Source organism: Rhodococcus rhodochrous (genome assembly GCF_014854695.1).
Lineage (GTDB): Bacteria > Actinomycetota > Actinomycetes > Mycobacteriales > Mycobacteriaceae > Rhodococcus.
Genome location: NZ_CP027557.1, coordinates 1,535,892 through 1,557,208 on the forward strand (window position 1 = coordinate 1,535,892; position 21,317 = coordinate 1,557,208).

The following is a 21,317-nucleotide window of genomic DNA, read 5'->3' on the forward strand; positions in this document are numbered from 1 at the left end:
AAAAGGCGTGAGCCGGGTCGATCGCCCCTCGCGGGGACGAACCGACCCGGCTCACATGAGAACCGTCAAGGACCCGAAGGATCCGAAACGGAGCTTCTAGCGACCGAAGGCCTTCTCGATGATCTCCTGCTGCTCGACAGCGTGGACCTTGCTCGAACCGGACGACGGTGCCGACATCGCGCGACGCGACACGCGCTTGATACCGCTGAGCTTCTCGGGCAGCAGTTCCGGCAGCGCGAGGCCGAGGAACGGCCAGGCACCCTGGTTCGCCGGCTCCTCCTGGACCCAGAAGAACTCGGTGGCGTTCGGGTACTGCTCGAGCGTCTCGGCGATACGGCGGCGCGGCACCGGGTACAGCTGCTCGATGCGCACGATCGCGACGTCGTCACGACCTTCCTTCTGCTTCTTCGCCAGCAGTTCCCAGTAGATCTTGCCGGAGGTCAGCAGCACACGAGTGGCCTTCGACCGATCGGCCGTGCCCTCCTCGTAGGGAACCTCTTCGAGCAGCGAACGGAACTTGCCCTGCGTGAAGTCCTCGACGTTGCTGACCGCGGCCTTGTTGCGCAGCATCGACTTCGGCGTGAACACCACCAGCGGACGGCGGATGCCGTCGAGGTGATGGCGACGCAGCAGGTGGAAGTAGCTCGCCGGGGTCGACGGAACCGCAACCGTCATCGAGCCCTCGGCGCACAGCTGCAGCCAGCGCTCGATACGACCCGAGGTGTGGTCGGGACCCTGGCCCTCGTGGCCGTGCGGCAGCAGCAGCACGACGTCGGAGAGCTGACCCCACTTGGCCTCACCGGACGAGATGAACTCGTCGATGATGGACTGCGCGCCGTTGACGAAGTCGCCGAACTGCGCCTCCCACAGCACGAGCGCGTCGGGGTTGCCCACCGAGTAGCCGTACTCGAAGCCCAGGCCCGCGAACTCGGTCAGCGCCGAGTCGTAGACCATGAAGCGGCCGCCGTTGCCGGCCTGGTTGGCCAGCGAGGCGAGCGGGCTGTACTCGTCGCCCGTCTTGCGGTCGATGATGACCGAGTGGCGCTGCGTGAACGTGCCGCGACGCGAGTCCTGACCGGCCAGGCGCACCAGGGCGCCTTCCTCGGCCAGCGAACCGAACGCGAGCAGCTCGGCGAACGCCCAGTCGATCTTGCCGTTGCGCGACATCTCACGACGCTTCTCGAGCACCGGCTTGACGCGCGGGTGGACGGTGAAGCCCTCGGGCGCCTCGGCGAAGGCGTCGCCGATCCGCTCGAGCACCGACCGGTCGACGGAGGTGTCGAGGCGCTTCGGCGGGGTCTGGTCGAGCTCGACCGACTCCGACGGCTCCGGCGGGTACTTCTCGAGTTCGCGGACCTCGTTGAAGACCCGTTCGAGCTGTCCCTGGTAGTCGCGCAGGGCGTCTTCCGCTTCCTTGAGCGAGATGTCGCCGCGGCCGATCAGGGCCTCGGTGTAGCTCTTGCGGACGCTGCGCTTGGTGTCGATCACGTCGTACATCGCCGGCTGGGTCATCGACGGGTCGTCGCCCTCGTTGTGACCGCGGCGGCGGTAGCAGATCATGTCGATGACGACGTCCTTGTGGAACTTCTCGCGGAAGTCCACGGCGAGCTTCGCGACCCACACGCAGGCCTCGGGGTCGTCGCCGTTGACGTGGAAGATCGGCGCGCCGATCATCTTCGCCACGTCGGTGCAGTACTCGGACGAACGCGAGTGCTCCGGCGCGGTGGTGAAACCGACCTGGTTGTTCACGACGATGTGCACGGTGCCGCCGGTGCGGTAGCCGCGCAGCAGCGCGAGGTTGAGGGTCTCCGCGACGACGCCCTGACCGGCGAACGCAGCGTCGCCGTGCAGGAGCAGCGGCAGGACGGTGAAGCCGTCCTCACCCTTGTCGAGGATGTCCTGCTTGGCGCGGACGAGGCCCTCGAGCACCGGGTTGACCGCCTCGAGGTGCGAGGGGTTCGCGGTGAGCGAGACCTTGATGTCGTTGTCGCCGAACATCTGGATGTAGGTGCCCTCGGCGCCGAGGTGGTACTTCACGTCGCCGGAACCGTGCGCAGCGGCCGGATTCAGGTTGCCCTCGAACTCCGAGAAGATCTGCGAGTACGGCTTGCCGACGATGTTCGCGAGCACGTTCAGGCGACCGCGGTGCGGCATCGCGATGGCGACCTCGTCGAGCGTGTGCTCGGCGGCCTGATCGATGATCGCGTCCATCATCGGGATGACGGATTCGGCGCCCTCGAGCGAGAAGCGCTTCTGACCGACGTACTTGGTCTGCAGGAACGTCTCGAACGCCTCGGCGGCGTTGAGGCGGCTCAGGATGTACTTCTGCTGGGCGACCGTCGGCTTGACGTGGTGCGCCTCGACGCGCTCCTGCAGCCACTGCTGCTGCTCGGGCTCGAGGATGTGGGTGTACTCGACACCGACGTGGCGGCAGTACGCGTCGCGCAGCACCGACAGCACGTCGCGCAGCTTCATCTTCTGGCGGCCGTGGAAGCCACCGACGTTGAACTCGCGATCGAGATCCCACAGCGTCAGGTCGTGGGTCGTGACGTCGAGGTCGGGGTGCGAGCGGAACTTGTCGCGCACGAACTGCAGCGGATCGGTGTCGGCCATGAGGTGGCCGCGGCTGCGGTAGGCGGCGATGAGCTCGAGCACACGGGTGTGCTTGTCGACGAGGCCTTCCGGCACGTCCTTGCGCCAGCGGACCGGCTCGTAGGGGATGTGCAGGGTGTGGAAGATGCCGTCGTAGAAGTCGTCGCTGATGAGCAGCTCGTGGATCTTCTTCAGGAACTCACCCGACTCCGCGCCCTGGATCACGCGGTGGTCGTAGGTGGAGGTGAGCGTCAGCAGCTTGCCGATGCCCATCTCGGCGATCCGCGCGTCGGACGCACCCTGGAACTCGGCCGGGTACTCCATGGCGCCGGCGCCGATGATCGCGCCCTGGCCCTGCATCAGACGCGGGACCGAATGCACGGTGCCGATACCGCCCGGGTTGGTCAGCGAGATCGTGACGCCGGAGAAGTCGTCGCCGGTGAGCTTGCCGTCGCGGGCGCGGCGCACGATGTCCTCGTAGGCCGAGTAGAACTGCGCGAAGTTCATCGTCTCGCAGTTCTTGATGGCCGCCACGACCAGCGAACGCTGGCCGTTCTTGCCGGGCAGGTCGATCGCGAGACCGAGGTTCGTGTGCGCAGGCACGACGAGGTTCGGCTTGCCGTCGACCTCGGCGAAGTGGTTGTTCATGTTCGGGAACGCCTTGACCGCCTGGACGATCGCGTAACCGAGGATGTGGGTGAACGAGACCTTGCCGCCCCGGGTGCGGGCGAGGTGGTTGTTGATGACGATGCGGTTGTCGAACATCAACTTCGCGGGCACCGCGCGAACACTGGTGGCCGTCGGGATCGACAGCGAGGCGTTCATGTTCTTCGCAACGGCAGCAGCGGCGCCGCGCAGAACCTTCTTCTCCTCGGTGGCCTGGCCCGACGGGGCCGCGGCGGGCTTGGGAGCCGGCTTCGCGGGCGCGGCCTGGGCCTTCGGCTGCGCCGCAGGCTTGGTCTCCGCCTTCGGTGCAGGCTTCGCAGGCGCGGCCTTGGTCTCCGCCTTGGTCTCGGTCTTCGGTGCAGGCTTCGTGGGGGCCGAAGCGGAGGAACTCGGCGCAGATGCTGTGCTCGGCGCGGGCTTCTCGGTCGTGGCGGTGTCGGAGCCGTTGGTGCCTCCGGCCACCGCGGCTTCCGGCGAATAGTCGGTGAGGAATTCGTGCCAACTCGCGTCCACGGACGAAGGGTCGTCCTGGAAGCGCTGGTACATCTCGTCAACCAACCACTGGTTCTGTCCGAACTGTGATGTAGAGCTGCTGCTCACGGCAGTTGTTCGCCTCGTTTCTTTCTTCGGTACCCGATCGGAGCGCCTGTGAATATGAGGCTAGCCCGTGGCATGTGACGATCCGAACTGACCGCGCATGTCGGTGGGCTACCTCACAATCTGGTGCGATGGGGTCTCCATCGATGACGGTTCTCGAGAGCCGATTATTCCCTCTAAGGTGCATCGGCGCAGCGCGCACCCCGTTACAAACGTGAGGACGATCTCATGTTCGATCCTTCCGTCGTCGAAGTGAGCAGGACCTCGGGCTCCTCCGGAACGAGACCACCGGTAGCGAGTTGCCACAAAGTGGTGTACAGACCTCCCGCTCGGCGGAGCTCGTCGTGGGGCCCGCACTCGACGATACGGCCGTCGTCGACGACCACCACGAGATCGGCGCGTGCGGCGGTCGCGAGACGGTGCGCCACCACCACGGCCGTCCGTGAGCGGGCCACCCGCGCACCCGCCTCGAGCACCGCCTTCTCGGTGGCGGGATCGAGGGTCGCGGTGGCCTCGTCGAGCAGCAGCAGATCGGGATCCACCAGTTCGGCGCGCGCGAGCGCGATGAGCTGACGCTGGCCCGCCGACAGACCCTGACCGCGTTCACCGACCGCATGGTTCATGCCGCCGGCGAGACCCGCGATCATGTCCAGCGCCCCCACGGCGCGCGCGGCCGATTCGATCTCCTCGCGCGTCGCGTCGGGCCGGCCGTAGGCGATGTTGGTCGCCACCGTGCCCGTGAACAGGTGCGCCTCCTGCGGCACCACACCGAGCCGGCCCCGATAGTCGCGCAGGCGGTAACGGCGCAGATCGGTGTCGTCCACCCGCACCGAACCGGACGTCGGGTCGTAGAACCGGGCGAGCAGTTTGACGACCGTCGACTTCCCGGCGCCGGTGCGGCCCACCAGGGCGACCGTCGACCCGGCCGGGATCGACAGGTCCACATCGCTCAGCGCCTCACGATCGGCCTCGCTGTACCGGAAGCCCACCTGCCGCAGGTCGACGTCACCGCGGAGGTGCCCGGTGATGGCGACCGTGCCCTCCTCGGCAGACTCGAGCGAGCTCTCGGTCCGCAACAGGTCGCCGATCCGGCGCAGACCGACCCGCGCCTGCTGGTAGCCGTCGAAGACCTGCGACAACTGCTGGATGGGCGCGAACAACAGGTTCAGATACAGCACGAACGCGATCAGCACACCGGGGCCGACCGCGCCCGACGCCACCTCCCGGGCGCCGACGAAGACGACCGCCGCGAGCGCCAGATCGGACAGGAAGGTGATGAACGGGAAGTACAGCGAGATCGCCCGCTGCGACCGCAGGCGACTGCGCCGATAGGCCTCCGCGCGCTCGGCGAACCGCCGCGCCGCGGTCTCCTCCCTGCGGTAGGCCTGGGCGGCGCGCAGACCCGTGACGTTCTCCTGGAAATCCGCGTTCACCAGGGAGATGCGTTCGCGGGACTGCGCGTACGCCGTCCCGGAGACCTTCCGGAACCACAGGGTCGCGCCGACCAGCACGGGCAGCACCGCCAGCACCACCAGGGCCAGGGACAGATCGGTGACGATCAGCGCGATCGAGATACCGGTGAGCGTGAGCACCGCCACGACCGCGGTGGACAGGCCGGTCTGGATGAACTGCGACAGCGCATCCACATCGGTCGTCATCCGCGTCATGATCCGGCCCGACAGTTCGCGTTCGTAGTAGTCGAGTCCGAGCCGTTGCAGGTGCGCGTACGAGCGCACGCGCAGCCCGAACAACACCCGTTCGCCCGCCCGCGCGGTGAGCACCGTGAGGATCGCGACCACGAACCAGCCGAGCAGCGCGAGCACCACACCTGCGGCGGTCGCCTGCCACAGCCGGGACGGATCGCCCGGGGTCACTCCGCGGTCGACGGCGTACCGCACCAGCGACGGGAACGCGATGCTCGTCAGCGACTCCACCGCCAGGCACAGCACGACGACCGCCAGCAGTGCACGCACCGGGCGCAGCGTCGTCCGCAACCGGAACTGCGGGTCGGGCAGGCGCAGGGCCTCGGACTGCAGGGCCGGATCGTGTCCGGGCGTCTCGGTGGCCGGGGGAAGCGCGTCGACGGCCGCGCGCAGTTCCGGGGTCGGGGCGACCGCGCCGAGCGCACCGGACACCGGCCCGCCGCGGCCACCACCGCCCGCCGGTCCGCCGCGACCTCCACCGACGGCCGGTGGGTTCCGGACGGTCCCGGACAGTTCGTCGTCGTCCGGTTCGTCGGGCCACAACTCACCGGCGGGGACGGGGCGTTCCGGTGCCGGTGCGGCGTCGTCGTCGGTCGAGAGCAGACGCCGGAAGACGGGACTGCGCTCCTCGAGTTCGTCGACCGTCCCGATGTCGACGATGCGCCCCTCGTCGAGCACGGCGACCCGGTCGGCGAGCGCGAGCGTCGACCGCCGATGGGCGAGCACGAGGGTCGTGCGGCGCCGGCCCGCCCGCAACGCGCCGTAGATCGCGGCCTCCGTCTCGGCGTCGACCGCCGAGGTCGCGTCGTCGAGGATCAGCACCCGCGGATCGACGAGCAGTGCCCGCGCCAGCGCGACCCGCTGCCGCTGCCCGCCGGACAGGGTCAGGCCGCGTTCACCGACGACCGTGTCGTAGCCCTCGGGGAGGGCCTCGACGAAGTCGTCGGCGCGTGCCGCCGCGGCCGCGGCGCGGATCTCGTCGTCCGATGCGTCGGGCCGGCCGAGAGCGATGTTGGACGCGACGGTGTCGGAGAACAGGAACGGCTCGTCGAAGACGAGGCCGACCGCCCCGCGCAGATCGTCGGCGCGGAGCGTGGCGACGTCGATGTCGCGGCCGTCCGCGGTCAGGCACACCGACCCGCGGTGCGGCGCGTAGAAGCGGGGGAGCAGCAGCGACAGCACGGTCTTGCCCGACCCGGCCGGGCCGACGATCGCGACGGTCTCGCCGGGCGCGATCTCCAGGTCGAGGCCGCGCAGTACGTGCCGGTCGTCGTCGAAGCCGAACGTCACGTCCTCCAGGTGCACCCCGAGCGGACCGTCGGGCAGCTCGACGGGATGCGGGGGATCGGCGACATCGGGTTCGGTGTCGATCACCTCGTACACCCGCTCGACGGCGGCGCGGGACAACTGCGCCATGATCACGACCTGGGAGAGGGTGCGGGTCGTCCCCGTCATCGTCGCCACATAGGCGGTGAACGCCACGAAGGTGCCCACGGTGATCCCGCCCTCGAGGGCGAGCCAGCCGCCGAGCGCGATGGTGGCGACGAGCCCGAACTGTGGGATCGCACCCATCGGCGCCGAGAACCACGCGTTGATCCGGGCGGCACGCAGACGCTCCGCGTACAGCCTGCGACCGTGCTCCTCGAGCTGGTCGACGGCGTGCGACTCCTGCCCGAATCCCTTCACCACCCGCACGCCCGTGACCGTCTCCTCGACGTGCTGGGCAAGGTCGGCCGCGCGCTGCTGCGCCGACCAGGTCGCGGCGAACAGCTTCGGGCGCACGACCCGGACGAGACCCGCGATGATCGGGACGATGACCACCGCGACCAGTGTGAGCAGCGGCGAGAGGGTCGTCATGATCACCAGCGCGAGCACGAACTGCAGCAGCGCACCCGCCGACATCGGCACCATCGCGAGCAGGCCCTGCACGAGTTGCAGGTCGGTGATGGACCGCGAGACCACCTGACCCGTGCGGATGCGGTCCTGACCGTGGCCGTCGAGACGTTGGAGCGAGCCGAGCAGGCGCAACCGCAGGTCGTGCTGCACGTCGAGCGACAGGCGTCCGGCGAGCATGCGACGCCCGTACTGGCAGCCGAACCGGATCACCGCACCGGCCGCGATCGCAGCCGCCGCCAGCCCGATCAGGCGCAGGTCGTCGGCGGGCACGTCGCCCTGCCCGGTCGCGCTGTCGACCGCGACCTTCGTCAGCAGTGGGAAGGTGATGTCGATCAGGGCAGCGACGACGGTGACGGCCAGCGCCCCGACGGCTGTTCTGCGGTGTTTCAGGCATTCGGCGACGAGCCGGGAAATCCATCCCGGCGAGCGCGGAATCGGGTCGTGTGCCATCGAACCGACATTAGCGCCGAGTGACGACAGGGCACGTCGGAGCCGCCCGGGAGGGCCGGAGACGCAGGTGATCGAAGGTGTCAGACGACGTCGGCGGTGCGGGCGCGCCACCAGCCGAGGCCGCCCAGCACCACGGTCCAGAGGATCAGAAGCAGCGGAGCCGCCGGCCACGTCATCTCCAGCGTCACGTCCTCGGGCATCGACACCGCCGAGAACAGCACGTACCAGGTGACCTGCGCCGGCAGATACGACGCGATCGCGCCGAGACCGAGACCGTGCAGGACGACCGAGACCATCAGCTCCCCGAACGGCACCCACGCGCAGATCGCGAGCACACTGCCCGTCGTCGACCGTGTGAGCAGACCCAGCCCCGCTCCGATGAGCGACCACATCAGCGCGCAGAACAGACCGATGCCCATCACCTTGGCGACCGAACCGAGGTCGGCACCGTCGAAGCCCCCACCGAACAACATGAGCGTCGCGGCCGCCGCGACTTCCGTGACGATGCAGTACAACAACCCGATCACGGCGACGGTCGCGAACTTCACCCCGACGACCCGGTCGCGTCCCCGCGCGGTGAGGAAGGTCGTCACGATCGTTCGGTGCGCGAACTCGCTGCCCGTCGCCACCGCACCGAAGATCGCGGCGAACAGGAACACCAGCGACAACGAGAGGGAGATACCGACCGCGGCGGCGACGGCCTCGGCGAAACCGTCACCGAAACCGAGTTCGAGTTGCCGCGCGACCGGCAGCGTCAGCGCGCCGCAGAACAGACCCACCAGCAGTGGTGCGATGCCGAGGATCCACCAGTAGCGCAGGCTCAGGACCTTGCGGAACTCGGCGGTGAGAAGCACGGTCATGCGGTGGGACCTCCTTGCCCGGCCGGCGGTCGGTTCGGCTGCCCCCACTGCGGCTGCGGGTACTGCTGTGCGTTCGGGTACTGCTGTGCGTTCGGGTACTGCTGTGCGTTCGGGTAGGGCTGATACTGCCGGCCGTGCCCCGGATACTGCGCGACCGGCGCGGCCGCATACCGACCCGCCGTCATCGCGAGGTAGACCTGCTCGAGATCGACGTGCTCGACACTCGTCCCGAACAGCGTCACCTCCGCGGTCGCGGCGATCTCGGCGATGCGGTCGGGAGTCACGCCGACCACCGCGAGCCGTCCGTCCTGCTGCACCTGCGCGTCGGTGTGCCCGGCCGCGGCGAGCGCGGTCGCGAGGCGGGCCGGGTCGGAGGCCGCGACGAACACCCGCGAGCGGTAGGCGTCGCGCAGGTCGGTCATCGAGGTCTCCGCGACCAGGTGACCGTTCGCGATGATCACGAGGCGGTCGGCCATCTGCTCGATCTCCCGCAGGATGTGGCTCGAGATCAGCACGGTCCCGCCGTTGGCGGCGAACGCGCGGAGGAAGTCGCGCAGCCAGGCCATGCCCTCGGGGTCGAGTCCGTTCGCCGGTTCGTCGAGCACGAGATAACGCGGTTGTCCGAGCAGGGCCGTCGCCAGGGCGAGTCGCTGCCGCATGCCGAGGGAGAACTCGCCGATACGACGTCGCGCGACCGACCCCAGGCCGACGAGATCGAGCATCTGCCTCGCCCGCTCGTCGGGCACGCCGATCGCGGCGCAATAGACCTGCAGGTGTGTCAGCGCCCGGTGCTTCGGGTGGGCGCTGCGCGCGTCGAGCACCGCCCCGACGACCTGTGCAGGCTGCCGCAGCGAGGTGAACGGCACGCCGTCGACGAAGGCGTTCCCGGCGCTCGGCCGGACGAGTCCGAGCATCATGCCGAGCGTGGTGGTCTTGCCCGATCCGTTGGGGCCGAGGAAACCGGTGATCGAGCCCGGTGGCACCGTGAACCACAGATTCGATACGGCCGTGTGGTCACCGAACGTCCTGCTCAGGCCGTGGACGGTGATCCCCGCGCCCGGTGTCCCCGAGGGCACCCGGGGATCGGGTGTGCCGTACGGCGGTTGCGCTGACGGTGCTGTCACGGATTCGGACCCCCGCGTCGTCGAGATGTGGGTGCGGCTCGTGCCGCGGTCGCCGTGAGCTTACGGGTCAGTCGAGGAAGGGCAGGACAGCGTCGAGGAACTCGCGGGGCGCGTCGAGCTGAGGACAGTGCCCGGCGTCAGGGATGATCACCACCCGTCTCCGGCCCCCGGCCTGCACCCGTCGCGCGGCGTGAGCGGGCGTCAACCGGTCGCGTGCGCCCCACACCAGCAGGGCCGGCATGTCGAGGGCGTGCACCATCTCCGGGATCGGCAGTCGACCGAGCTCACCGATCGCGTGCCGGCCCACGGTCAGCAGCGTGTCGACCTGCTCGCGGGTCGCGTAGTTCGCCGCGAACGCCGTGCGCGCCGCCCGGTCGAAGGTGCCGCGTCGGTGCACGGCGGCCCGCGCGTACAGGGCACCCATGGCCTGCTGCATCACCGGGGCGGGCAGCGGACGCAACAGCAGGCGCGACAGTTCGACCGGCATGCTCGCACCCCGCGTCCACCACCGGGGGATCCCGGCGAGACCCGGCATGTCGGCGAGCACCACGCGGCCGACCCGGGACGGGTGGACCGACGCGAACACCAGCGCGGTCACCGCACCGAGCGAGTTCCCCACCAGCGACACCGGTTCGGGAACGTCGTCGACGAGGTCGGCCAGGACGTCGACGTAGTGGTCGAGCACGGGTGTCTTCCAGTGCTGCGCGCTGCGCCCGAAACCGGGCAGGTCGACCGTGAGCACCCGGTGCCGCTCGGCGATCGCCGGCGCGACCTTGCACCACGTACCGCCGTGATCGGAGAAGCCGTGCAGCAGGACGACGGTGCGCGGTCCCGCACCGGACTCCCGTACGAACATCTTCCCGCCGGTCGGCACGGTCAGTCCTTCGGGACCGGAACACCGGCGTCGAGCGCCGGTGTCTCTCCGCTCGCCGGGAGAACGGGACGGGCGGCGGGCCACGTGGCCGGAGGCGGACCGAAGGCGTCGCGGGCGTTCTGGATAGTGCGCTTGCCCAGCGCACGGTTGCCGACGCCACCGATCGCGGCACCGATGCCCGCGGGGACGAGCTTGCCGATCAGCAGCGGACTGCGCTTGGCGAAGTACCGGCGGATGAACTTCTTGACCAGGGAATTGTTCAGCGTCTTCAGCTGGGTGCCTCCCGCGCCGGTGGTCAGGGCCTTGGGCCAGTTCCGCAGCGACGCGCCGGTCGCGGTCGCGACGATCTCCCGGCCGGCGTCACCGAGGGAGACGGCGAGCACCAGCGCGCGGCGCTGCTCGTGGTTGTGGGGTTCGATCCCGTGCACCGACGCGATGGCCAGGGTGAGCAGCGCGGACGCCTCGAAGAAGAAAGCCGTCTCGGCGCCGACCGCGCCGATGGCCGCGAGTGTCCCGATGCCGGGGAAGGCAGCGGTCGCGCCCGCCGCGGACCCGCTGCCGGTGACGGTCAGCAGGAACTGCTTCTCGAGCCGCTCGATGATCTGCGCCGGGGACTCGTCGGGGTGCGAGCGCCGCATGAGATCGACGTACTTGGCCACCGCAGGGCCCTGCAGCCTCGCGCCGTTGTCCAGCATCTTGACGATAAAGGCCTCTGCGACGCCTGCCTTGTTGCTCATCGTGCCCCTGTTCTCCGGTGCTCTTGTCTTCCGGACTGCTCTCACTACGCTGGTGCCATGACCGGGTCCGCAGTCGGTGTGTCGGACGGCGCCAGGCGGCGTCCGACACCCCTGCTGACACCCTACGTACGGTCGTACGAGGGGTATCGGCTCGACGGTTTCCCGCCGGGGACCCATCTGGGTATGCCCTCTCCGGAGGTCACCGTAATCCTCACGATCTCCGAACCCGTCGAACTCTCGCGGGGCGACGGACGGTGCCCGGAACGTTTCGACACGCTCGCCGGAGGGTTGTCGACGCAACCGGTGCCCATCGTCCACCACGGACGGCAGCACGGGATCCAACTCGCGCTCACCCCCGCGGGTGCCCGCGCCCTGCTCGGTGCGCCCGCCGCCGCGCTCGGTCCGTGGGCCGTCGATCTCGAGGACGTCATCGGCGCCGACGGCCGGGAGTTGTTCGACCGGATCTCCGCGGCCGAATCGTGGGACGAGCGGTTCGCCGTCCTCGACCGGATTCTCACCCGCCGCCTGGTCTCCGCACGGTCGACGAGCCCGGACGGGCACCTCGTCCACGCCTGGCACCTGCTCGTGACGGACCCGGCCCGCCCGGTCGGTGCCGTCGCGGACGAACTCGGATGGAGCAGGCGACACCTCGCGAACCGGTGCGCCGCCGAGTTCGGACTGTCCCCGAAGGACGTGGCCCGGGTGGCACGCTTCGACCGGTCGCGACGGATGCTGCGGGCCGACCCCGGCCGCCGCCTCGCCGATGTCGCCGCCGAGTGCGGCTTCTACGACCAGGCGCATCTCGCCCGCGACTGGCGCGATCTGGCGGGCGTCCCGCCGTCGCGGTGGCTCGAGGACGAGGTGTTCCCATTCGTCCAAGACGATCGAGACGTTCCGGGCCGACACTCGGAGGCATGACGAACACAACGAATTCCACGCAGCAGTCGGCCACCGTCGCACCCACCCTCGACACGGTGTGGCCGTGCTTCGCCTACACCGACGCCCGGGGCGCGATCCGTTTCCTCGTGGAGACCCTCGGGTTCGCCGAAGCGGAGGTCTACGGGGAAGGGGACCGCGTCGACCACGCAGCCCTGCTCTGGCCGCACGGCGGAGGGGTCATGCTCGGCTCGACCGGTCGCGGGTCGCCGCTCGACCAGCACGCCGACAAGGGCACCGCCTATCTCGTGCTTCCCGACGACGTCACCGTCGATGCCCTGTACGAGAGGGTGCTCGCCTCGGCGCAGGCGGAGGACCCGGCGGTCCGCGCGACCGTGACCGTCGAACTCCGCGACGAGGACTACGGATCGCACGGGTTCACCTGCCGCGACCCGCACGGCGTGTACTGGACGATCGGCACCTACCGACCCCGTCGGCCGTAGGAACCGTCGCAGGGGATCAGCGGGCGACCGCGCCGTGCCCTTCGGGGACCACCTCGCTCGGACGCGGCGGGGGCGGCGGTGTGCCGTCCCCGAACGGCCGCCCGCCGAGCGCCTCACGGCCGTGCGGATCGAGCCAGTTCGACAGGTCCGGTCCCTTCGGCACGATGCCCGTGGGATTGACGTCGGTGTGCACGAGATAGTAGTGCTGCTTGATCTGCACGAAGTCGATGGTGTCGCCGAAGCCGGGTGTCTGGAACAGATCGCGCGCATAGGCCCACAGCGCCGGGAAGTCCGCCAGCCGGTTCCGGTTGCACTTGAAGTGCCCGTGGTAGACGGGATCGAACCGGACGAGCGTGGTGAACAGGCGCACATCGGCCTCGGTGATGGTCTCGCCCACGAGATAGCGCTGCGCCCCGAGGCGTTCCTCGAGCCAGTCGAGGCGGGCGAAGAGCCGATCGAAGGCCTTGTCGTAGGACTCCTGCGAACCGGCGAAACCGCACCGGTACACGCCGTTGTTGACGTCCTGGTAGACGAGTTCCGCCACCTCGTCGATCTCGTCCCGCAGCTCCTCCGGATACAGATCAGGGGCGCCCTCGCGGTGGAACTGCGTCCACTCGGTGGAGAAGTCGAGGGTGATCTGCGGGTAGTCGTTCGTCACGACCTGCCCGGTGGGCACGTCGACGACGGCCGGGACGGTGATGCCGCGGTCGTATCCCGGGAAGCGCGCGAAGTACGCGTCCTGCAGTCGCGGGATGCCGAGGACGGGGTCGACCCCACCCGGGTCGAGGTCGAACGTCCAGCTGCGCTCGTCGTGCGTCGGGCCGCACAGTCCCAGCGACAGAGCGTCCTCGAGACCGAGCAGCCGCCGCACGATCAGGGTGCGGTTGGCCCACGGACACGCCCGGGCGGCGACGAGCCGGTACCGCCCCGACTCGACGGGATAGCCGTCGCGCCCGTCCGCGGTGATGCGGGTGGGGATGTAGTTGGTGTCCCGGGTGAACTCCGCACCCGGCTCGACGTACTTGTTCTCGGTCACCTACGCATCCTTCCGCGCACACTCGTCACTTCCCGGGTGGAACCCGAACCGTCACGAGGGTTCCCCAGATGTCGTATCCCGACACCGCCGCGACCGTCCGGGCACCGCGGTTGTCGCGGCGCATGCGGGCCAGCGGGACGAGTCCGGCATCGAGCGCGTCGTGGGTCGCCAGCGTCGCGACCGTCGAGGCGAGCCCGAGCCGGCGCGCCGGCGGTGTCGTCAGCACCCGCACGTCGGCCAGCAACGACCCGAGTTCGCTGTAGGCCGCGCCGGCGAGGGGACGGTGATCGTCGTCGAGCAACACGAACACGCGCGACGGTCCCGTCGGCGACAGTTCTGCCTCGGTGACGTCGTCGGGCGGGCAGCACCGCAGTAGCTCGGCGAGGTCCTCGGGGTCGTCGGAGATGAGCGGGTTCTCGACGCGTGTCGCGTCGATCCAGTCGGTGCACAGAGCGAGGATCTCCGTGCGACCCGCGTGGCCTGCGACGACGAGCTCGGCGTTCGGGGCGTCGATCTCGGCCGGGTCGGGTTCGGCCGCGAGGCGGAAGACCGCGGTGCCGGGTCCGACGATCGCGGTGGTGCGTTCCACGGCGAGCAGTCGGACGTCGCGGACCGAGTCGTCGATGCGCGTGACGCACCCGGGTTCGACGAGAGCGCCGTCGGGTAGGCCCAGTGCACGACACCACGCGAGGGCGGCGATGCTCGAGATGTGCGGGTCCACCCCGCTACCGTAGACCGCCGACGAGGGGAGAGGTCCGGTGAGCGACGACAGCGAGGTGGGCACGCGCGAACGCGGGTCCGATGTGGCGGTGGAGATGTCCGACGGTGCCCGATGGGCGGCGTTGGGCGCCCTGTGCCTGGGCTTCTTCATGATCCTGGTGGACAGCACGATCGTCGCCGTCGCCAACCCGGCGATCATGCGGACCTTCGGAGCCGACATCGCTGCAGTCGTGTGGGTCACGAGCGCATATCTGCTCGCCTATGCGGTGCCGCTGCTCGTGACGGGTCGCCTCGGTGACCGCTTCGGTCAGCGCCGGGTCTACCTCTGCGGGCTGGTGCTGTTCACGATCGCATCGTTGTGGTGCGGTTTCTCGTCGACGATCGAGATGCTCATCGTCGCCCGCGTGTTCCAGGGGTTCGGCGCGGCGCTCATGTCGCCGCAGACCATGGCCGTGGTGACGCGGATCTTCCCGCGTGAGCGGCGCGGGACCGCGATGGGCCTGTGGGGCGCCGTGGCCGGGGTCGCGACACTCGTCGGGCCGCTCGCCGGCGGTGTCCTGGTCGACGGACTGGGCTGGGAGTGGATCTTCTTCGTGAACGTGCCCGTCGGGATCGTCGGGTTCGCGCTCGCCGTGCGGTACGTGCCGGTGCTGCCCACGAGCCCGCACCGGTTCGACGTGCTCGGCATGCTGCTCAGCGGTGCCGGCCTGTTCTGTCTCGTGTTCGGGATCCAGGAGGGCAACTCGTTCGAGTGGACCGCCCGCGTGTGGGCGCTGATCGGACTGGGCATCGTGTTGCTCGTCGTGTTCGTCGCCCAGCAGTCGCGCAACCGCGGTGAACCGCTCGTACCGTTGTCGCTGTTCCGGGACCGCAACTTCGGGCTGGCGAACATCGGCATCGCGACGATGGGATTCGCCATCACCGGCGTCATGCTGCCGATCATGTTCTACGCCCAGTCGGTGCGCGGTCTGAGCCCGACCGGCGCCGCGATGCTCATGGTGCCGATGGCGGTGTTCAGCGGTGTGCTCGCGCCGCTCGTGGGCAGGCTCGTCGACCGGGTCCATCCGCGGCTGATCGCCGGCACCGGCTTCTCGCTGCTCACGATCGGGCTGGGTTGGCTCGCGCTGGTGATGACTCCCGACGCGGAGATCTGGCAGTTGTTGCTGCCGATCGCCCTGATCGGAGTAGCGAACGCGGGCATCTGGTCGCCGCTCTCCGCCACCGCGACGAACGGTCTCGCACCGAGCCGGGCCGGGGCGGGTTCCGGTGTGTACAACACGACGCGTCAGGTGGGCGCGGTGATGGGCAGTGCCGCTCTCGGCGCGATCATGGCGGCGCGGTTGAGTGCCAACGGTGTCGGCGGGGGAGGAGGAGGTGTGGCGGAGATGGAGACGTCCGGCGCGGTCCTGCCGGAGCCCCTGCGCGAACCGTTCGCCGCGGCGATGGCCGAATCGTTGTGGCTGCCCGCAGGCATCCTGCTCATCGGGCTCGTGGCCGTACTCGCCTTCGACCGTCCCGCAAGCCAGAAGGAGCAGCGCGCCGCCGAAGAGCGTTCGGCGGCAGCGAGCGCCTGACGGACGTTCCGACGACCACCCTGTGGCACCTTTCCGGTTGTCCGTGACCCGCCGTTTCCTCACATGGCTGTGATCCGCGCCATATAGTGCAGGCACGCACGCCGGGCGGGAGGTGGCATGTCGGTGGCCGTAGTGGAAATTCCTGCAGGGAGTCGGTGGCTCCGGGACGATCGGGTCACTCGCCGCGACAGCGGCATCCTCCAGTACGACTGCCTGGAGCCGTGCCTCGCCGAGCTGCTCGACCGGAGTGCGCTGCGTTTCGCGAACCGCGTCGCGGTCGTCGACCGGTGCGGCCGCACACTCGCCTACCGCGAACTGTGGGCCGCCGCCGCCCGCGTCGCCGGTGGTCTCCTCGATCAGGGAGTCGGCCCCGCCGATCGGGTGGTCATCTGTCAGCCGAACGGGGTCCGCTGGTTGATCGGGTTCCTCGGCGTGGTCCTTGCCGGGGGCGTCCCGGTGCTCCCCGACCCGAGCTGCAGCCCCGAGGAAGCGGCGGAGATCGAGGTCCACAGCGGTGCGGTACTCACCCTGGACTCCGACCTGCCCGACGGCGTCGCCTTCCTCGACGGAGGTGCGTCACCGGACGAACTCGCGGTCCTCTACTACGTGCGCGTCGCCGGTGGTGGGCTGCGCGGCGTCGAACTGACCAACACCAACGTGCTGTCGACGATCGAGGCCGTCGCCCACGCGATGGATCTCGTCGGCGACGGCGTGCGGACCGTGCTGACGGCGCCGCTGTCCACGGCGGTCGGATGCAGCGTCCAGTTGCTGCCCACGCTCGCCTTCGGAGGGACCGTCGTGGTCTCGGGATCCCGCGTGATCCGCGCACCGTGGCGTCATCTCCGCGCCGCCTTCCCCGCCTCGCGCTTCGTGCGGGGATGGGGTGTCGCCGAGACGGGCGGGATCGGTCTGCTGCTGCCCTCGGAACACCGCTCCCGCCATCCCCGCAGTGTCGGCGTGCCGTTCGGAGGGATCGAGGTCGCGCTGCTCGGGCCCGATGCCGAGCACGGCATGGGCGAACTGCTCTGTCGCGGACCGAGCGTGGCCCGCCGCTACTGGCGCGATCCGTGCGCCTCGGACGAGACATTCACGGACGACGGCTGGTTCCGCACAGGCGATCAAGTGCGCATCGACGACGAGGGCTTCGTCGAGCAGATCGCCGTCCGGGTGTCGTGAACCCTGCAACAGGTTCTCGTCGGGTATACAGCCTGTAACCGGATGAACCGGCATTTTCCGTAGTGGAGAGGTGTGTCCATGTCCGACGTAGTCCTGCTCGAACGACGCGATCGCGTTCTCGTCATCACCATCAACCGGCCCGAGGCACGCAACGCCGTCAACGCCGCCGTGAGCCACGCGCTCGCCGAGGCGGTCGACCAGCTCGACAGCGACGACTCCCTGTCGGTCGGTGTGCTCACCGGCGCCGGCGGCAACTTCTGCGCGGGCATGGACCTCAAGGCGTTCGTCGCCGGCGAGAACGTGGTGGTGCCCGGTAAGGGTCTCGGTTTCACGGAGGCGCCGCCGCGCAAGCCGCTCATCTCCGCCGTCGAAGGATTCGCCCTCGCCGGCGGAACCGAACTCGTCCTGGCCACCGATCTCGTCGTCGCCGCGAAGGACGCGAAGTTCGGCATTCCGGAGGTCAAGCGCGGCCTCGTCGCCGGTGGCGGTGGCCTGCTGCGCCTGCCGTCGCGCATCCCCTACCAGAAGGCCCTCGAACTCGCTCTCACCGGGGACGCGTTCACCGCCGAGGAAGGCTACGGATACGGTTTCGTCAATCGCCTCACCGAACCCGGTGGGGCACTCGAGGGTGCATTCGAACTGGCCGAGCGCATCACGGCGAACGGACCGCTCGCCGTGGCGGCGACCAAGGAGATCATCGTCCGCTCGGCCGACTGGTCGAGCGAGGAGGCGTTCGCGAAGCAGATGGAGATCATGGCACCCGTGTTCACCTCGGAGGACGCGCGTGAAGGCGCCACCGCCTTCGCCGAGAAGCGGCCTCCTGTGTGGAAGGGTCGCTGAGCTCCGGTGTGGAAGGGGCGCTGAGCTCCGGTGCGGAAGGGCCGCTGACCGGCCGGACACTCGAGGGCGAAGGAACGACAGATGGCGAGGATCAGGTGACCGACGGATTCGCAGAACTGCACGTGCACATCGAGGGCACGCTCGAACCCGAACTGATCCTCGCCCTCGCCGAGCGGAACCGCATCGAGCTGCCCTATCGCGATCTCGACGATCTGCGCAGCCGCTACCAATTCACCGATCTGCAGTCGTTCCTCGACCTGTACTACGCGAACATGGAGGTTCTGCGCACCGCGCAGGACTTCGCCGACCTCGCCCGCGCCTATTTCGCTCGTGCGGCGCGGGCGGGCGTCACCCGCGCGGAGTTCTTCTTCGATCCGCAGGCCCACACCTCGCGCGGTGTTCCGCTGCCCGAGGTCGTGGCCGGGCTTTCCGACGCGGTCGCCGGTGCACACCGGGAGTTCGGGGTCGATGCGGCGATGATCGCGTCGATCGTGCGCGATCGCCCCGTGCCCGAAGCCCACGAGGTGTTCGGCGAACTGCTGCGCCTCGGCGCGCCGATCATCGCCCTCGGCCTGGACTCGGCGGAGGTCGGCCACCCGCCGTCGCTGTTCGAGGACGTCTTCGCACGGGCGCGGGCCGAAGGGCTGCATATCACGGCGCACGCGGGGGAGGAGGGACCTCCGGAATACGTCTGGCAGGCGCTCGACCTCCTCGGCGCCGAGCGCATCGACCACGGCATCCGCTCGCTCGAGGATCCCGAACTTGTCGCGCGCCTGGTCGACGAGAGTATTCCGCTCACCGTCTGCCCGTTCTCGAATGTCCGCCTCCGCGTGGTGGATACGCTCGCCGACCATCCGCTGCGCCGCATGCTCGAGGCGGGCCTGTCGGTGAGCGTGCACTCGGACGATCCCGCCTATTTCGGTGGTTACGTCGACGACAACCTCGCAGGGCTGAAGGATCAGCTGGGTCTCACCGACGCCGAGCGGGATGTGCTCCGGCGCAATTCGTGGGATGCCGCCTTCCTCTGAGTCCGTCCAGGTGAGTCTGCCCGGGCGTCACTCGCCCAGGACGCGGCGCAGATACGGGTTCGTGAAGGTGCGGTGCGGATCCACACGGTCGCGCACGGCGAGGAAGTCGTCGAACCGAGGGTAGAGCTCGCGCAGATCGTCCGCGGTCAGGGAATGCAGCTTGCCCCAGTGCGGGCGGCCCTGCGCGGCACGCAGGATCGGCTCGACACCGTCGAAGTAGGCCGTGTGGTCGCGCCGATGGTACTGGTGCACGGCCACATAGGCGGTGTCGCGGCCGTGGGCCGTGGACAACCACACGTCGTCGCCCCGCGCGAACCGCACCTCCACCGGAAAACCGACGCGAACGTCCTTACGCTGCAGCCACGCATCGATCTCGCGCAGAACCGCTGGAAGGTGCTCGGCGGGGAGCGCGTACTCCATCTCCCGGAACCGCACCCGGCGGATGGACGCGAACACCCGGTAGCTGCGGTCGACGAAGGTGCGCGGGGACAACGCCCGTGACGCGACCCGGTTCAGCGCCGGGATGGTGGCGGGAATCCGCGTCTCGACCTGCTGGAAGAGCGCGAAGGCACCGTTGGAGAGCAGTTCGTCGTCGAGGAGGGTGCGCACCCGCCCGACCGGCTGCACCGGTGTCTCACCGGGGAGGCGGGTGTTGCGTTTGATGAGCACTCCGTCGGTGTGCGGGAACCAGTAGAACTCGAAATGGTCGACACCGCTGCGTAATTGGTCGAGGGCATCGAGTGTCGTGCGGAGCGAGGAGGGTGCTTCCTCCGCGCGCAGGCGGAATGCGGGGACACAGTCGAGCGTGACGGTGGCGAGCACGCCGAGGGCGCCGACTCCGAGCCGGGCGGCCTCGAACAGGTCGGGTTCGTGCTCGGGGGAGCAGTCGACGATCCGGCCGTCGGCGAGCACGATCGTCGCGCCGCACACGGCTGCCGCCAGTCCGCGGAAGGTCGCACCGGTGCCGTGGGTGCCGGTCGAGATCGCGCCGGCGACGGACTGGACGTCGATGTCGCCGAGATTCGGTACGGCGAGGCCCTGTGCCCACAGCAGGTCGCTCAGATCGCGCAGTCGCGTCCCCGCCCGAACGGTGACACGCGCGCCGGTGGCCGACGGTTCCACCGCGACGAGACCGGACATCCGGTCGAGCGAGATCAGTGTGCCGTCGGTGACGGCCGCGCCGGTGAACGAGTGCCCGGCGCCCACGGCCTTGACGTGTTCGCCCTGTTCGGAGGCGCGGGCGACGACGCGCGCGAGGTCGTCGACATCGCCGGGGGTCTCGAAACGGCGGGGTGTCGCGCTCTCGGTACGCGCCCAGTTGCGCCAGGTGGCCATGCCTCATCTTCGACCTGGACGAGCGTCCAGGTCAACACCTGCTCGCGAATCTTTCCCGACCTCTACCATCAGGTCATGCCGAATCGGTTGCCTGCTGACGAGCGTCGCACCCAACTCGTGGCTGCGGCACTGGAACTGGCGGAAGGCGGGGGAGTGGGAGCTGTCACGGTCCGCGCCGTCGCCGAGAAGGCCGGGGTGTCACTGGGTGTCGTCCACTACTGTTTCGACAGCAAGGAAGACCTCGTCGTCGCCATGGCGAACGCCGTCGTCGGCGAACTCGCCGGAGCCATGCACGCGGCCTTCGACGTGCCCGAGGACACGCAGCAGACCGGCGGCGTCGAGTGTCTCCGCTCGATGCTCCACACCGGTCTTCGCGCCATGTGGTCGGCCATCGAATCCACGCCGGGGTTGCAGACCCTCACCTACGAGATCACCGCCTACTCGCTCCGGCACCGCACCGACGGCAGTCCCGCCAGCGGCGACATCGCCGTGGAGCAGTACCGCCTGATGGACGAGCAGGCTCGGCTGTTCCTCGACACGTGCGCCGAGCGATGCGGTCTCGAATGGTCGCTGCCCACCGGGACGCTCGCACGACTGTCGCTGTCCGCGCTCGACGGAGTCGTGCTCCGGTGGCTCGTCGATCGCGACGGTGAGGCGGCCACGGCCGAACTGGGAGTCGTCGCCGACATCATCGCGACCCGTGCCGTAGAACGTTCCTGACCCGACCCGA

16 protein-coding genes are annotated in these 21,317 nt (G+C 69.4%); 7 read left to right on the forward strand and 9 right to left on the reverse strand.

The annotated features are described in order from the left end of the window. Positions 1–96: 96 nt before the first annotated feature. The 6 genes from C6Y44_RS07225 to C6Y44_RS07250 all read right to left on the reverse strand — a co-directional run bounded on the left by C6Y44_RS07225 (position 97) and on the right by C6Y44_RS07250 (position 11,499). On the reverse strand, positions 97–3,858 hold the full coding sequence (locus C6Y44_RS07225) for a multifunctional oxoglutarate decarboxylase/oxoglutarate dehydrogenase thiamine pyrophosphate-binding subunit/dihydrolipoyllysine-residue succinyltransferase subunit (protein ID WP_159418877.1): 3,762 nt from the start codon (positions 3,856–3,858) through the stop codon (positions 97–99). Between the two features lie 203 nt (positions 3,859–4,061). Beyond that, positions 4,062–7,904 (reverse strand): ABC transporter ATP-binding protein, encoded by a 3,843-nt coding sequence (locus tag C6Y44_RS07230; RefSeq protein ID WP_159418876.1) that lies wholly within the window; start codon positions 7,902–7,904, stop codon positions 4,062–4,064. A gap of 80 nt (positions 7,905–7,984) precedes the next feature. Then, positions 7,985–8,764, reverse strand: a complete 780-nt coding sequence (locus tag C6Y44_RS07235; RefSeq protein WP_159418875.1) for an ABC transporter permease — start codon at positions 8,762–8,764, stop codon at positions 7,985–7,987. Continuing rightward, entirely contained in the window at positions 8,761–9,888 is a 1,128-nt protein-coding gene (locus C6Y44_RS07240; RefSeq protein ID WP_404817788.1) for an ATP-binding cassette domain-containing protein, read from the reverse strand. The genes C6Y44_RS07235 and C6Y44_RS07240 overlap by 4 nt, the downstream gene beginning before the upstream one ends. 67 nt (positions 9,889–9,955) lie before the next feature. Continuing rightward, the gene (locus C6Y44_RS07245) at positions 9,956–10,744 is read right to left on the reverse strand and encodes an alpha/beta fold hydrolase (RefSeq protein WP_159419294.1); all 789 of its coding nucleotides are present in this window, start codon (positions 10,742–10,744) and stop codon (positions 9,956–9,958) included. A 20-nt stretch (positions 10,745–10,764) separates the two neighbouring features. Continuing rightward, positions 10,765–11,499, reverse strand: coding sequence for a hypothetical protein (locus C6Y44_RS07250; RefSeq protein ID WP_159418874.1), 735 nt, complete (start codon positions 11,497–11,499; stop codon positions 10,765–10,767). A gap of 57 nt (positions 11,500–11,556) precedes the next feature. Here C6Y44_RS07250 and C6Y44_RS07255 point away from each other — a divergent pair, with 57 nt between their 5' ends. Next, positions 11,557–12,417 (forward strand): AraC family transcriptional regulator, encoded by an 861-nt coding sequence (locus tag C6Y44_RS07255; RefSeq protein WP_174247064.1) that lies wholly within the window; start codon positions 11,557–11,559, stop codon positions 12,415–12,417. Next, positions 12,414–12,878 (forward strand): VOC family protein, encoded by a 465-nt coding sequence (locus tag C6Y44_RS07260; RefSeq protein ID WP_159418873.1) that lies wholly within the window; start codon positions 12,414–12,416, stop codon positions 12,876–12,878. The genes C6Y44_RS07255 and C6Y44_RS07260 overlap by 4 nt, the downstream gene beginning before the upstream one ends. A gap of 16 nt (positions 12,879–12,894) precedes the next feature. Here C6Y44_RS07260 and C6Y44_RS07265 read toward each other — a convergent pair whose 3' ends face one another. After that, the gene (locus C6Y44_RS07265; protein WP_159418872.1) at positions 12,895–13,914 is read right to left on the reverse strand and encodes a glutathione S-transferase family protein; all 1,020 of its coding nucleotides are present in this window, start codon (positions 13,912–13,914) and stop codon (positions 12,895–12,897) included. 25 nt (positions 13,915–13,939) lie between these two features. Next, positions 13,940–14,635 (reverse strand): GNAT family N-acetyltransferase, encoded by a 696-nt coding sequence (locus C6Y44_RS07270; protein WP_159419292.1) that lies wholly within the window; start codon positions 14,633–14,635, stop codon positions 13,940–13,942. 94 nt (positions 14,636–14,729) lie between these two features. Between C6Y44_RS07270 and C6Y44_RS07275 the strand changes: the two genes are divergently transcribed. From C6Y44_RS07275 to C6Y44_RS07290, 4 genes are all read left to right on the forward strand, one after another. Further along, positions 14,730–16,208 (forward strand): DHA2 family efflux MFS transporter permease subunit, encoded by a 1,479-nt coding sequence (locus C6Y44_RS07275; RefSeq protein ID WP_159419291.1) that lies wholly within the window; start codon positions 14,730–14,732, stop codon positions 16,206–16,208. Positions 16,209–16,340: 132 nt separating this feature from the next. Beyond that, positions 16,341–17,384, forward strand: coding sequence for a class I adenylate-forming enzyme family protein (locus C6Y44_RS07280; protein WP_159419290.1), 1,044 nt, complete (start codon positions 16,341–16,343; stop codon positions 17,382–17,384). A gap of 78 nt (positions 17,385–17,462) precedes the next feature. Then, entirely contained in the window at positions 17,463–18,224 is a 762-nt protein-coding gene (locus C6Y44_RS07285; protein ID WP_060651666.1) for a crotonase/enoyl-CoA hydratase family protein, read from the forward strand. 95 nt (positions 18,225–18,319) lie between these two features. Beyond that, the gene (locus C6Y44_RS07290; protein ID WP_120284082.1) at positions 18,320–19,252 is read left to right on the forward strand and encodes an adenosine deaminase; all 933 of its coding nucleotides are present in this window, start codon (positions 18,320–18,322) and stop codon (positions 19,250–19,252) included. A 27-nt stretch (positions 19,253–19,279) separates the two neighbouring features. Here the strand turns inward: C6Y44_RS07290 and C6Y44_RS07295 are convergent, their stop codons facing one another. Then, positions 19,280–20,587, reverse strand: a complete 1,308-nt coding sequence (locus tag C6Y44_RS07295; protein WP_159418871.1) for a D-arabinono-1,4-lactone oxidase — start codon at positions 20,585–20,587, stop codon at positions 19,280–19,282. Between the two features lie 75 nt (positions 20,588–20,662). Here C6Y44_RS07295 and C6Y44_RS07300 point away from each other — a divergent pair, with 75 nt between their 5' ends. Further along, positions 20,663–21,307 (forward strand): TetR/AcrR family transcriptional regulator, encoded by a 645-nt coding sequence (locus tag C6Y44_RS07300; RefSeq protein WP_174247063.1) that lies wholly within the window; start codon positions 20,663–20,665, stop codon positions 21,305–21,307. Positions 21,308–21,317: the final 10 nt, after the last annotated feature.

What these genes read in the sequence shown, in the direction of transcription:
- C6Y44_RS07255 (WP_174247064.1), top strand. Translation starts at nt 11,557, where the DNA reads ATGACCGGGTCCGCAGTCGGTGTGTCGGACGGCGCCAGGCGGCGTCCG.
- C6Y44_RS07245 (WP_159419294.1), bottom strand. Translation starts at nt 10,744, where the DNA reads ATGTTCGTACGGGAGTCCGGTGCGGGACCGCGCACCGTCGTCCTGCTG.
- C6Y44_RS07260 (WP_159418873.1), top strand. Translation starts at nt 12,414, where the DNA reads ATGACGAACACAACGAATTCCACGCAGCAGTCGGCCACCGTCGCACCC.
- C6Y44_RS07295 (WP_159418871.1), bottom strand. Translation starts at nt 20,587, where the DNA reads ATGGCCACCTGGCGCAACTGGGCGCGTACCGAGAGCGCGACACCCCGC.
- C6Y44_RS07250 (WP_159418874.1), bottom strand. Translation starts at nt 11,499, where the DNA reads ATGAGCAACAAGGCAGGCGTCGCAGAGGCCTTTATCGTCAAGATGCTG.
- C6Y44_RS07235 (WP_159418875.1), bottom strand. Translation starts at nt 8,764, where the DNA reads ATGACCGTGCTTCTCACCGCCGAGTTCCGCAAGGTCCTGAGCCTGCGC.
- C6Y44_RS07300 (WP_174247063.1), top strand. Translation starts at nt 20,663, where the DNA reads ATGCCGAATCGGTTGCCTGCTGACGAGCGTCGCACCCAACTCGTGGCT.
- C6Y44_RS07275 (WP_159419291.1), top strand. Translation starts at nt 14,730, where the DNA reads ATGTCCGACGGTGCCCGATGGGCGGCGTTGGGCGCCCTGTGCCTGGGC.
- C6Y44_RS07285 (WP_060651666.1), top strand. Translation starts at nt 17,463, where the DNA reads ATGTCCGACGTAGTCCTGCTCGAACGACGCGATCGCGTTCTCGTCATC.
- C6Y44_RS07230 (WP_159418876.1), bottom strand. Translation starts at nt 7,904, where the DNA reads ATGGCACACGACCCGATTCCGCGCTCGCCGGGATGGATTTCCCGGCTC.